Origin of the sequence: Mycobacterium sp. (assembly GCF_049647605.1) — a bacterium.
GTDB lineage: Bacteria > Actinomycetota > Actinomycetes > Mycobacteriales > Mycobacteriaceae > Mycobacterium.
The window spans coordinates 25,212-37,260 of sequence record NZ_JBARXZ010000111.1 but is presented as its reverse complement, the minus strand read 5'-3'; the positions used below and the strand labels follow the sequence as shown (position 1 = coordinate 37,260).

Below are 12,049 nucleotides of genomic sequence, written 5' to 3'. Positions count from 1 at the left end.
CGCCAGCGCTGCCCCGGCCTGGCCATCTCGAGCAGCACCGCGAACCACGCCACCCCGGGCACCACCACCAGGTAGATCTCGACCCGGCTGAGCAGCTCGGAATGCTGGGCGCTGGTCAAGCGGATGGCATCCAATGCCACCACCACTGCGAAACTGCACAATCCTGCGGCGGCCAATGCCAGCACCGGCTTACGCGGATTGCGGGCCAGCAGATACAGACCCAGCCACCAACTCAGCGCGAACACCACGGCGGAAAGAGCGGCCACCGGTCAGCCCCCGAAACGCCGATGCCGTCTGGTGTAGTCGCGCAGCGCCCGCAGGAAGTCGACCCGGCGGAACGCCGGCCAGTGGGCCTCGGTGAACCACATCTCCGAATACGCGCTCTGCCACAACAGAAAACCCGACAACCGCTGCTCACCCGAGGTGCGGATCACCAGGTCGGGGTCGGGTTGGCCGGAGGTGTACAGGTTCTCCGAGACGGCGTCGATGGTCACGGCATCGATCAGCTTGCCCGGCGCGGTCCCGTTGGCCAGCTCCTTGGACAGCAGCGAGCGGACGGCGTCGACGATCTCCTGACGGCCGCCGTAGCCGACCGCGACGTTGACGTGGAAAGCTCCGGCGCTCACGGTGCTGTTGACGGCTTCCCGGACCCGACGGGCGGGCTCCTCCCCCAACAACTCCAGATCGCCGACGGTGCGCACACTCCACTTGTTGGCGGGCGCGCAGATCTGTTCCACCACATCGGTGATGATCTCGATCAGCGCCGCAAGCTCGTCGTGGTCGCGTTGCAGGTTTTCGGTGGACAGCAGATACACCGTCGCCATCTCGATGCCGGCTTCCTGGCACCAGCGCAGCATCTCGGCGATCTTGGCGGCCCCCATCAGATAGCCGTAGCTCACGTCGTCGTAACCGGCGTCACGCGCCCAGCGTCGATTGCCGTCACACAGCACGGCGATATGCCGCGGAAGCTGTGCTCTGGACCGCATCAGCTCGTGACGGAGCCGCATCTCATAAACCCGATAGGCCGGCTCTTTGAGTTGCGGGGGAATGATGTCCACGACGTTCCAGACTACTGTGACCAACAGTGATGTCCGAGGTGATCTCTGGCGTCTACACAAGCCGTTCACGGCAATGCCCGAGAGAGGCGAGCTGACATGTCGGCACCCATCAACGCCGAAGACGCGCAATGGTCCTCAGATAGCGACGACGACGGACCCGAAGACTTCCCCGAAGCCATTGCCGACGGGGTCGCCGACTTCCTCGGCAAGCCCCGCGCCCGTGGCTGGATCCATCTGTACTCAGCGGTGGTTGCCGTCTTCTGCGGCGCGGCGTTGGTGTCGGTGTCGTGGGCGATGGAATCCACGATGGCGGGGGTGGCGACCCTGATCTACACCCTCACGATCGTGGCGATGTTCGCAGTCAGCGCCACCTACCACCGGGTGCACTGGACGTCGCCCACCGCCCGCAAGTGGATGAAACGTGCCGATCACTCGATGATCTTCATCTTCATCGCCGGCAGTTACACGCCGTTCGCGCTGCTGGCACTGCCTTCGGAAAAGGGCATGGTGCTGTTCTGGATCGTCTGGGGCGGCGCCTTGGCGGGCGTCCTGCTCAAGATGTTCTGGCCGTCGGCACCGGCCTGGGTCGGGGTGCCGCTGTATCTGCTGCTGGGCTGGGTGGCAGCGTGGTTCATCGGACCGATCATGGACGGCGCCGGTGTGGCCGCGGTGGTGCTGCTGATCGTCGGCGGCGCGCTCTACAGCGTCGGCGGCGTGCTGTACGCGCTGAAATGGCCCAATCCGTGGCCGACGACATTCGGCCACCACGAGTTCTTCCACGCCTGCACCGCGGTGGCAGCGATCTGCCACTACATCGCGATGTGGTTCGCGGTCTTCTGGTGACGGCCGCCTACAGCTGAGTCATGTTCGACGGGCCCCAGTAGGCCTTCATCGAGGTGATCTCGCCGGAGTTGTTGAACGTCATGACCTCGATGGGTTCGACGCGAATCTTCGTCTCTCCGATGGTCACCGTGATGGAGAACACAAAGGCCGCCTCGTGGCCGCCGACGCGGATCTGCTGCAATTCGGTCGCAACTTCGGCGCCCGCGGTGGCACCGTAGAAACCGGCGATCGCCTTGCGTCCGATGTGCACCTCACCGCCACCGACAGGATCCTCCAGAGTGGCATCCTCGGAGTACAACGCGGCAACATCCTCAGGGGAGCCGGTCACCACCGTTTCGAGATAGCGCTTGACGAGGGCTTCAGGATCGACGTCGGTCACCTGCCGCAGATTACACGGAGACACCCAGTGCGGCAGCCAGTTCGGCGGCACCGGTGACCGGCAGATCACACACTCGGCCTCGGCACACATAAGCCGCGTCCAGACTTCCCACGCGGTCGCGCCCGACCAGCAGTTCCGAGGAGTCCGCGGCGCCGCCCACCACCACTGCCCCGCCCGGCGCCAAGCGTCGGGCCGTCTCCAGCAGCGGCGAATCAGGCTCACCGGCGACGGCGATCTGCAGCGGCCCCCGGACCGCGGCTTCGGCCACCGCCAACCAGTGACCAGCCGAGCGGGGTGCGGCGGCCAGCAGTTGGGAGTGCGCCCGCAGGGTCGCAGCGGCGGTGTCGGCGTAGAGGTCCGAGCCGGCCAGATGGGCGGCGGTCAGCAATGCCTCGGCGAGCAGTGCCGCACCGGAGGGGGTGGCTCCGTCGACAGGATCAGCAGGCCGCACCATCAGCTCTTCGGCGTCGTCGGCGGTGTCGAACCATCGGCCGGGCCGCTCCGGGTCCACAAAATGTGCCAGCGCAATGTCGATGAGCTCGCGGGCCTCGCGGAGGAATTCACCGGTCAGCTGGTACACGCCCAGCAGACCCGTCGCGAGCGCCGCGTAATCCTCCAGGATCGCCGCACTGTCTCCCACCCGCCCGCCGAGGCTGGTCCGCCGCAGCCGGCCGTCGATCAGGTGTTCCCGCAGCACGGTCGAGGCACATCGGTGCGCGGCCGCAGCCAACTCGGGGCGCCGCAGCGCCACCGCCGCCTCGCACAGCGCGGTGATGGCCAGGCCGTTCCAGCAGGTGACGATCTTGTCGTCACGGCCAGGCTGGTTGCGCTGTGCCCGGGCCGCCAGCAACGCGGTCCGGACCCGGTCCAATCGGTTGTCGTCGTCGGCGTCGGCAGGCAACTGCAGGACCGAGGCGCCGTGCTCGAAGGTTCCGGCCGGCGTCACCGCAAAAAGGTCTGCCGCCCATGAACCGTCGTCGTCTCCGAGCACGTCGCGCAGTTGGGCTCGGGTCCAGACGTACGTCGCTCCTTCGACACCCGCGGTGTCGGCGTCCAACGACGAGATGAAGACGTCGCCGGCGGCGAGATCGCGGAGCAGGAAGTCGGCCGTCTGCGCACATACCCGCAGCGCCAACGGGTCACCGGTGCATCGCGCCCAATGCGCGTAGAACCGCAGCAACAGGGCGTTGTCGTAGAGCATTTTCTCGAAATGCGGTACCACCCAAGCATTGTCGACGCTGTATCGCGAGAATCCGCCGGCCAGTTGGTCGTAGATACCGCCCCTTGCCATGGCCGCGCCGGCCCGTTCGACGACCGCAAGAACAGCGGTGTCGTGGGTGCGTTCGTAGTTGCGTAGCAACGCTTCCAGCAGTGCCGACGGCGGGAATTTCGGTGCCGCACCGAAGCCGCCATGGGTGGCGTCCTCATCGGCCAGCACCACGGCCACTGCGTGGGCACACAGCTCCGGCGTGATCTCCGGGCCGCCCCCGGATGGCCCGGCCGCCGCTTTGCGGAGTTCACCGGCGATCTGCGCCGACGCGGTCTCCACCTCGCCGCGCCGGGTTCGCCAGGTATCGTTCACTGCGGAAAGTAATTGCAGGAATTGGCTTTTGGGATAGTAGGTGCCGCAGAAGAACGGCCTGCCGTCGGGCGTCAGGAAACACGTCATCGGCCAGCCGCCCTGGCCGGTCAGCGCAACGGTGGCGTTCATGTACACCGCATCGAGGTCCGGTCGCTCTTCACGGTCGACTTTGATGCAGACGAAGTGTTCGTTGGCAGCGGCGGCGACCTCGTCATCGGAGAACGACTCGTGGGCCATCACGTGGCACCAATGGCACGCCGCATATCCGATGGACAGCAGAATCGGCACATCACGACGTGCCGATTCGGCCAACGCGGCGGGCGTCCACTCCACCCAGTGCACCGGGTTGTCGGCGTGCTGGCGCAGGTAGGGGCTGGCCGCGGTTCCCAGCTGGTTGGCGCTGGGCCGATCAGCCACCGGACTCCCGTGGCGGCGGCGCGCCAGTGTCCGGTCCCGCGTCGGTGACAGTCGGCTCGACCGTGCCATCGTCGAGCGCTTGGTCCGGCTCGGGATGCTCCGGGTCGAACGACTCCGGCAGCCGCTTGAGGTGCCGATTCATCGACCACACCAGCGCAAACGTGCCGACCAGCAGGAGGACCACCACCAGCAGGCCGAAGGGGCTGGCTTTTCCGAAGTCCGGACCGACCGGATTGCGGGGCAGCGGATCAACGGCGAGCAGCGTCACGGTGAGGGCAAATTCGTTCATGGCTCGATCCCGGTGAACAAGTCGTCTTCGGGCAGTGAGATGGGCACCCGGGATCTCGCGAGTTCGAACTCCTCGGTGGGCCACAGCCGCTGTTGCCATTCGATCGGCGCGGCGAAGAAATCACCGTCGGGATCGATCTGGGTGGCATGTGCGCGCAACGCATCGTCACGCTGGCTGAAGTACTCCGAGCATTCGATCCTGGTGGTCACCCGGTCGGCGAACACGTCATGGTCGGGGTCCCAGTGTTCGAGCCACTTGTCGAACGGTCCCTTGCGGCCGTGTTTGGCGAACTCGTCCTGCAGCAGCTGCATCCGCTGCCGCACGAAGCCATGGTTGTAGTACAGCTTGGCCGCGGCCCACACCTCACCGGCGTCCGGGTAGGCGAGATGATCGGCGGCGGCCTCGTACGCGGCGATGGACACCTGGTGGCAGCGGATGTGATCGGGGTGCGGGTATCCGCCGTTTTCGTCGTAGGTGGTGATGACGTGGGGCTTGAACTCGCGAATGAGCCGAACCAGTCTTCCGACCGGCTCGGCGAGCGGCACCAGCGCAAATGCATCCTCGGGCAGCGGTGGCAGCGGGTCACCCTCGGGAAGTCCGGAGTCCATGTATCCCAGCCAGGCATGTTCGACGCCGAGGATCTCGGCGGCCTTGGCCATCTCGTCACGACGGACCTCGTGGATCCGGCCGTGCACCTCCGGTAGGTCCATCGCCGGGTTGAGGATGTCGCCGCGTTCCCCGCCGGTCAGGGTCACGACCATGACCCGGTGCCCCTCGGCCGCGTGGCGTGCCGTTGTCGCGGCACCCTTGCTGGACTCGTCGTCCGGATGGGCGTGGACCGCCATCAACCGCAGTTCGCTCACCATCTGCCTTCGTGCTGCCTTCGTTGTAGTGCCTTCGGGTGCTTGCCTTCGGGTCTGCCGTTACTCGGGGTGCCTATAGTTGCCAGGGTCGATCTCCACTGACACCCATACCGGTAATACTTCCATCCCGATCGTTCCATTCCGCCGGTCGGGATCCGAAATCACAATGCCGAGCACCGACGGACCGAGAAACTCCCTGATGAATCAAACCCACCTGACCCGCCCCGAGTCGCGCTACGGTCGGCAGCGGATGTCACGGCGCACGCGGCGCTGGGGTGCGATCGCCCTCGCGGTCCTGGTTGCCACGCTTGCCGGAGTCGCCGCGATGATCGGCTATCAGCGCATCAACAACACCGACGTGGAAGGCGAAATGGTCGCCTACCGCCTCATTGATGCGCAGACCGTCGAGGTGACGTTCAACGTGTCCCGGTCCGATCCCTCGCAAGCGGCCGTCTGCATCATCCGGGGGCGCTCGAGGGACGGCAGCGAGACGGGTCGGCGGGAAGTGCTGGTGCCACCGTCCGAGGCCGCTACGGTGCAGGTCAGCGCACTGGTGACGACCAGCGCCCCGCCGGCGGTGGGCGATGTTTACGGCTGCGGGTCGAACGTGCCCGGCTACCTGGTGGCCCCCTGAACAACCAACGGAATGCGGCCAAAACATGAAAACCGGCCGGCATGCCGGTGGTATGCTGGGTCGATACACGGTTCCCTGCTGGGGCCGTGTATTGCGTCTTTAGCGCGTGTGACCTGCGGCACTGAGATGGCAATACACGCGGCTGACGCATGCTCCCGGCAGTGATGACCGTCACCGGCTGCACGACGCGTACATCGCGGACCCAAATACACGACAGGAGCGCGAGATGACTGATACCCAAGTGACCTGGCTGACGGAAGAGTCCTACGACCGGCTGAAGGCCGAGTTGGACCAGCTCATCGCCAACCGACCGGTCATAGCCGCTGAGATCAACGACCGTCGCGAAGAAGGCGACCTGCGGGAGAACGGTGGCTACCACGCCGCGCGCGAACAGCAGGGCCAGGAAGAGGCACGGATCCGTCAGCTCCAGGAGCTGCTGAACAACGCCAAGGTCGGCGAGGCTCCGAAGCAGTCCGGTGTGGCCTTGCCGGGCTCGGTCGTCAAGGTGTTCTACGACGGCGACGAGTCCGATACCGAGACGTTCCTGATCGGCACCCGGGAGCAGGCCGTCAACGACGGCAAGCTCGAGGTGTACTCCCCCAACTCACCGCTCGGCGGCGCGCTGATCGACGCCAAGGTCGGCGAGACCCGCACCTACACGGTGCCCAATGGCAACTCCGTGAAGGTGACGCTGGCCAGCGCCGAGCCGTACCACGCCTGATCTGGTTGTATGCAACGGCGCGGACCCCCGAGGGGATCCGCGCCGTTGTGCTATCCGAGGGTTGTGCTATCCGAGGGCCTGTTCCAGATCGCCCAGGAGATCGCTGATGTCCTCGATCCCCACCGAGAGTCGCACCAGGTCGGCGGGCACCTCGAGCTGCGATCCCGCCGTCGACGCGTGAGTCATCGCGCCGGGATGCTCGATCAGTGATTCCACCCCACCCAGCGATTCCGCGAGGATGAAGATCTCGGTGCGGGCGCACAGTTCCCGGGCCGCGTCGGCGCCGCCACGCATCCGCACCGACACCATGCCTCCGAAGCCGCTCATCTGCCGGGCAGCGACGTCGTGGTTCGGATGGTCGGGCAGTCCCGGGTAGAGCACCGTGCTGATCTTTGCGTGACCCGCCAGGAATTCGGCCACCGCGGCGGCATTCTCGCTGTGCCGCTGCATCCGCAGCGCCAGCGTCTTGAGACCACGCATGGTCAGGTAGGCGTCGAACGGGCCGGGTACCGCACCCGCGCCGTTCTGCAGGAACGCAAATGCCGTGTCGAGTTCCTCGTCGTTGGTCACCAGCGCGCCACCGACGACATCGGAGTGTCCACCGATGTACTTGGTGGTGGAGTGCAGCACGATATCGGCGCCCAGCGTCAGCGGTTGTTGCAGGGCCGGGGAGGCAAATGTGTTGTCCACCAACACCTTCGCCCCGACAGATGCGCCCACCTCTGCAATGGCGGCGATGTCTGCAATGGACAGCAGCGGGTTGGTGGGCGTCTCGACCCAGATGAGTTTGGTCCGGTCGGTGCAGGCCGCCCGGACTGCGGCCGGGTCACCGAGAGCCACCGGGGTGTGCGTGACACCCCATTGGGTGAACACCTTGTCGATGAGCCGGAAGGTGCCGCCGTACGCATCGTCGGGGATGACGATGTGATCACCGGGACGTAGCAGCGCACGCAGCGCACAGTCGGTGGCGGCCATACCCGAACTGAAGGCACGGCCGAACGTGCCGTCCTCCACGGCGGCCAGCGATGCTTCCAGCGCAGCGCGCGTTGGGTTGCCGGTCCGCGCGTACTCGAAGCCACCACGCAGCCCACCCACGCCGTCCTGGGCGAAAGTGGAGCTGGCGTAGATGGGAGCGTTGACCGCGCCGGTGGCGGGATCCGGGCGGTATCCGGCATGGATGGCTTTGGTGGCCAGTCCCTGCCAGCGATGGACATCGGCCTTGCTGCGGTGCTCACTCATTTCTGCAGAGCGTAATCAACGCAGCAAGGCCTGCGTCCGTCAGGGCTTGGGCTGCGTGGGCACGCAGACGGTGGTCATGATCTTGTCGGCGATGGTCTGGCGCTTCCCGTCCCACAGCGGGAACAGGTAGCCGATATAGCAGATTATCGCGTCGACCACGTGGGCGATCTGACGGACGATCGAGAGACCGAATCCGATGGGCTGCCAGGTCTTTTCGCTGACAACCTTGAACTTCATCACGGATTTGCCGACGCTGGATCCGGTGGTGCCCTGGCGGTAGCCGTAGTTCCAGATCACGAACGCCAACGCGGCGATACTCACGACGGTGGTGAGGATCAGACCGAAGGTCGACGGAGTGGAGGTGCAGGACGCGCTGTAACCATCGGTGGTGTCGGTCAGGCACTCGTTATCACCGGTCGCGATGGCGATACCCTGCGCGATACCGACCGGGACGGCGACGATCACCCAGTCGATCAGCCAGGCCAGCACCCGGGTGAACCACGACGTGTAGGCCTCCTTCGGCAGCACCGGCGGGACGCCCGGCTGCGGCGGGTAACCCCCGGGGATCGGCGGCGGATAGTTCCCGTGCGGGGGCGGCGGGTAGTTCCCCGGCGGAGGTGGCGGGTAGTTCCCAGGCGGAGGTGGCGGGTAATCGGTCACTATCGCTCCTGCTTCGGAGTTGGTTGAACGCCCCGTGCGGATTACGCGGGACGGTATGCGGGTGTTCTCAGATGGGCAGACAGACCGTGGTCATGATTTTGTCGGCCAGCGTTTGACGTTTGTTGTCCCACAACGGGAACAAGAAGCCGAGACCGAAAATCAGCGAGTCGACGACGTGCGCCAGCTGACGCACGAGGGACAGACCGAATCCCAATGGCTGACCGGTTTTCTCGCTGACGACCTTGAACTTCATCACGGATTTGCCGATGCTCGATCCGGTGGTGCCCTGGCGGTATCCGTAATTCCACAAGACATAGGCCAGGCCCACGAGGCCGGCCAGCGTCACCGAGGTCTGCCCCAGTGTGGACGCACCGCAGACCTGACCGTTGTAGGACTGGCCGAGGATCTCGCCCAGCCCGGTGCTGGAGAAGTCAACGCACTCTTGGGTTCCCATCAGAATTCCCCAGCCGATACCGATGATGAGGAGGTACGGGATGTAGTCGATGAGGAAGGCGACCACCCGGGCGATCCAGGGGGTGTACGCCGACGTCGGCAGGGTGCCGACACCGGGCGGCAAACCGTACCCGGGAGGCGGGAACGCCCCAGGGGGCGGGAACCGTCCGGGCGGGGGGTAGTAGCCCGGATTGTGCGGGTAGCCGGGTGGAGGCGGCGGGAAGCCACCGAGCGGTGGGCCCGGGGGTTGTTCGGTCATGGCGCCTTCCACAGACGGGTACCGCTGAGAGCATTCGAGCGGCCCTACAGTACCCGAGAACTGCCCCGAAAAGCGCGGCAAGATAGAAACTTCACCCTGCTGACATTGTGAGTGTTCATATTGGATTCACGGTGGCGTTAATGGGCCACCGTGAATTCTCACCGGACGTGTATGCGATTACCGTCCCAACGTTCCATCGGAAAGGTATCCGAGCAGGTCACTGCGTGTGATGACGCCCACCGGCTTTCCATCGTCGACCACCATGACGGCATCCCATTCACGAAGATCATGGGCAGCCGAACTGACCAGTTCGCCGGCGCCGACCAATGGCAAAGCCGGGCTCATGTGCTGCGAAACCGCGTCGGCGAGTTTGGCACGTCCTTCGAATACCGCGGAAAGCAGCTCGCGTTCGGAAACACTGCCTGCGACCTCTCCCGCCATCACCGGCGGTTCGGCGCCGACCACCGGCATCTGCGACACCCCGTACTCGCGGAGAATGCCGATGGCGTCGCGCACCGTCTCGGACGGATGGGTGTGCACCAGGTCCGGTAGCGCACCCGACTTGCCGCGCAGCACGTCGCCGACCGTCACCTCCTCGGTGGAACCGTCGAGACGGCTGCGCAGGAAACCGTAGGACGACATCCACGCATCGTTGAAGATCTTCGACAGGTAACCGCGGCCGCCGTCCGGCAACAGCACCACCACCAGCGAATCCGGACCTGCCTGTTTGGCGACCTCGACGGCCGCCACCACGGCCATACCGCAGGAACCGCCGACCAGCAGCGCCTCCTCGCGGGCCAGGCGGCGGGTCATCTCGAAGGAATCCGCGTCGGATACCGCGATGATCTGATCCGGCACCTCCGGGTCGTAGGCGGTGGGCCAGAAGTCCTCACCAACACCTTCGACGAGGTAGGGACGGCCCGTTCCGCCGGAGTACACCGAACCTTCGGGATCGGCGCCGACCACCTGCACAGCGCCGTTGGACACCTCTTTGAGGTACCGGCCGGCGCCAGTGATGGTGCCGCCGGTCCCGACACCGGCGACGAAGTGCGTCACCTCACCGTCGGTGTCAGACCAGATCTCGGGACCCGTTGTCTCGTAGTGGCTTTCCGGCCCATTCGGGTTGGAGTACTGATCGGGTTTCCAGGCGCCGTCGATCTCCTGCACCAACCGGTTGGAGACGCTGTAGTAGGAGTCCGGATGTTCCGGCGCCACGGCGGTGGGGCAGACGACCACCTCGGCGCCGTAGGCCCTCAAGACGTTCTGCTTGTCCTCGCTCACCTTGTCGGGGCAGACGAAGACACACTTGTAACCGCGCTGCTGCGCCACCAGCGCGAGGCCGACACCGGTGTTACCCGAGGTGGGTTCGACGATGGTGCCACCCGGCTTGAGCGCTCCACTGGCCTCGGCGGCGTCGATCATCTTGATCGCGATCCGGTCCTTGGAACTACCACCGGGGTTGAGGTACTCGATCTTGGCCACAACCCGGCCCGCTCCCGGTGGGACCACCGAGTTCAGCTGAACCAGCGGGGTATTGCCGATGAGGTCACTGATGTGCCGCGCGATCCGCATGCCTACATCCTTGCCTATCGGTTCACACCCCTCCTACCCGGTGGCCTCCCGGATGTACTCGCCGATCTGGCGCAGCGAGCGCTTGGCTTCCGGGACGAGCGGGGCAAACAACTGGAAGTCGTGAACTTGGCCCCGCCACACCCGAACTTCGGTGGGTACCCCGGCCGCGGCGAGCCGGCGCGCGGCCAGCCTGGCGTCGTGGAGCAACACCTCGGAGCCGGAGACATGAATCAGCGTGCGCGGCAGCCCGGGCTCGATGTGGTCCAGCGGTTCGTAGATCTGCTCGGGCTCGCCGTTCACGACGCGTTTGGCGGCTGCCACGGCGATGAGGCTCACCAGCGCGTCGAAAGCCTTCGGCGGGAACATGGCGTCGGTCTTGATGTTCGGATGTGCCTGCTTGGGCTCCTTGGCCAGCTGCAGCAGCGGCGAGATGGCCACCAGCGCCGCCGGTTTCTCCCCGTCGGCCTGCAACCGCTGCGCCAGCGTCAACGCCAAGTACCCGCCGGCGGAATCGCCGGCCAGCACGATCTGGTCGGGTTGGTACCCGCGCAGCCGCAGCCAGTCGTAGGCGTCACGACAGTCGTCGACCGCCTGTCCCACCGTGTGTTTCGGGATCATGCGGTAGTTGACCACCAGCACCGGTGCGTCAGCGGCCGTCGACAACGTGGTGACGATCCGGTTGTGCGAGTTGACGCCGCACGTCAGGAACGCCCCACCGTGCATGTAGAGCACGATGCGCCGCTTCCCGTCGGCGGGCAGCACCCCGGGGGCGCGCACCAGTTGTGCATTGGCGTGCGGCAACCCGATCGTGGCGCGCACCGTACCTGCTTGCGGCAACAGCGCGCGGGAGGCGAAATCGACCATTCCCCACGGCCACGGCAGTTGCGGGACAAAACTGGCTACCGCGAGGGTCGGCCTGATGGTCATCCGGCAGGTCAGCGACAGCAACCGGGCGCGCACGCTGGGCCCGGTCTCGACGATCTCGACGGGCGCGCCGTCACTGACCGGGAACTTCCGGGGCCGTCGGACCGCGCCGGTGGGCGTCCGAGTATCACCGACAATTTTGCTGGGTGCGGTCAT

Annotated in this window: 13 protein-coding genes and 1 pseudogene; 3 read left to right on the top strand and 11 right to left on the bottom strand. The window is 65.9% G+C overall.

The window, feature by feature from the left end; translation table 11 throughout:
- Both WBB07_RS14480 and WBB07_RS14475 read right to left on the bottom strand, forming a co-directional pair.
- Positions 1-266: pseudogene (locus tag WBB07_RS14480) on the bottom strand (hypothetical protein); the annotation flags it as partial.
- A 3-nt stretch (positions 267-269) separates the two neighbouring features.
- Positions 270-1,058 carry a (2Z,6E)-farnesyl diphosphate synthase gene (locus WBB07_RS14475; protein ID WP_526308805.1) on the bottom strand — a complete coding sequence of 263 codons (789 nt, stop codon included), beginning with the start codon at positions 1,056-1,058 and terminating at the stop codon, positions 270-272.
- Positions 1,059-1,154: 96 nt separating this feature from the next.
- Between WBB07_RS14475 and trhA the strand changes: the two genes are divergently transcribed.
- Positions 1,155-1,901, top strand: coding sequence for a PAQR family membrane homeostasis protein TrhA (gene trhA, locus WBB07_RS14470; RefSeq protein WP_526308803.1), 747 nt, complete (start codon positions 1,155-1,157; stop codon positions 1,899-1,901).
- Positions 1,902-1,908: 7 nt separating this feature from the next.
- On the opposite strand, the gene WBB07_RS14465 is transcribed toward trhA, so the two are convergent.
- From WBB07_RS14465 to mca, 4 genes are read right to left on the bottom strand one after another with little or no spacing between them, the layout of a single operon-like run.
- Positions 1,909-2,280 (bottom strand): nuclear transport factor 2 family protein, encoded by a 372-nt coding sequence (locus tag WBB07_RS14465; RefSeq protein WP_526308801.1) that lies wholly within the window; start codon positions 2,278-2,280, stop codon positions 1,909-1,911.
- A 10-nt stretch (positions 2,281-2,290) separates the two neighbouring features.
- Positions 2,291-4,279, bottom strand: a complete 1,989-nt coding sequence (locus tag WBB07_RS14460; protein WP_526308799.1) for a thioredoxin domain-containing protein — start codon at positions 4,277-4,279, stop codon at positions 2,291-2,293.
- Positions 4,272-4,568, bottom strand: a complete 297-nt coding sequence (locus tag WBB07_RS14455) for a hypothetical protein (RefSeq protein ID WP_526308797.1) — start codon at positions 4,566-4,568, stop codon at positions 4,272-4,274. Before WBB07_RS14455 ends, WBB07_RS14460 begins: the two co-directional genes overlap by 8 nt.
- Positions 4,565-5,431 carry a mycothiol conjugate amidase Mca gene (mca, locus tag WBB07_RS14450; RefSeq protein ID WP_526308795.1) on the bottom strand — a complete coding sequence of 289 codons (867 nt, stop codon included), beginning with the start codon at positions 5,429-5,431 and terminating at the stop codon, positions 4,565-4,567. Before mca ends, WBB07_RS14455 begins: the two co-directional genes overlap by 4 nt.
- A gap of 199 nt (positions 5,432-5,630) precedes the next feature.
- Between mca and WBB07_RS14445 the strand changes: the two genes are divergently transcribed.
- Positions 5,631-6,065: a DUF4307 domain-containing protein gene (locus WBB07_RS14445; RefSeq protein ID WP_526308793.1), complete on the top strand. Its 435-nt coding sequence runs from the start codon at positions 5,631-5,633 to the stop codon at positions 6,063-6,065.
- A gap of 226 nt (positions 6,066-6,291) precedes the next feature.
- Positions 6,292-6,786: a transcription elongation factor GreA gene (greA, locus tag WBB07_RS14440; RefSeq protein ID WP_526308791.1), complete on the top strand. Its 495-nt coding sequence runs from the start codon at positions 6,292-6,294 to the stop codon at positions 6,784-6,786.
- Between the two features lie 66 nt (positions 6,787-6,852).
- Here greA and WBB07_RS14435 read toward each other — a convergent pair whose 3' ends face one another.
- The 5 genes from WBB07_RS14435 to WBB07_RS14415 all read right to left on the bottom strand — a co-directional run bounded on the left by WBB07_RS14435 (position 6,853) and on the right by WBB07_RS14415 (position 12,049).
- The gene (locus WBB07_RS14435) at positions 6,853-8,025 is read right to left on the bottom strand and encodes a cystathionine gamma-synthase (protein WP_526308789.1); all 1,173 of its coding nucleotides are present in this window, start codon (positions 8,023-8,025) and stop codon (positions 6,853-6,855) included.
- Positions 8,026-8,064: 39 nt separating this feature from the next.
- Positions 8,065-8,685, bottom strand: a complete 621-nt coding sequence (locus tag WBB07_RS14430) for an Rv1078 family RDD domain-containing protein (protein WP_526308787.1) — start codon at positions 8,683-8,685, stop codon at positions 8,065-8,067.
- Positions 8,686-8,752: 67 nt separating this feature from the next.
- The gene (locus tag WBB07_RS14425) at positions 8,753-9,397 is read right to left on the bottom strand and encodes an Rv1078 family RDD domain-containing protein (RefSeq protein WP_526308785.1); all 645 of its coding nucleotides are present in this window, start codon (positions 9,395-9,397) and stop codon (positions 8,753-8,755) included.
- A 177-nt stretch (positions 9,398-9,574) separates the two neighbouring features.
- Positions 9,575-10,969 (bottom strand): cystathionine beta-synthase, encoded by a 1,395-nt coding sequence (locus WBB07_RS14420; protein ID WP_526308783.1) that lies wholly within the window; start codon positions 10,967-10,969, stop codon positions 9,575-9,577.
- 33 nt (positions 10,970-11,002) lie between these two features.
- A complete protein-coding gene (locus WBB07_RS14415; protein WP_526308781.1) occupies positions 11,003-12,049 on the bottom strand; it encodes an alpha/beta hydrolase in 1,047 nt (348 codons plus the stop codon).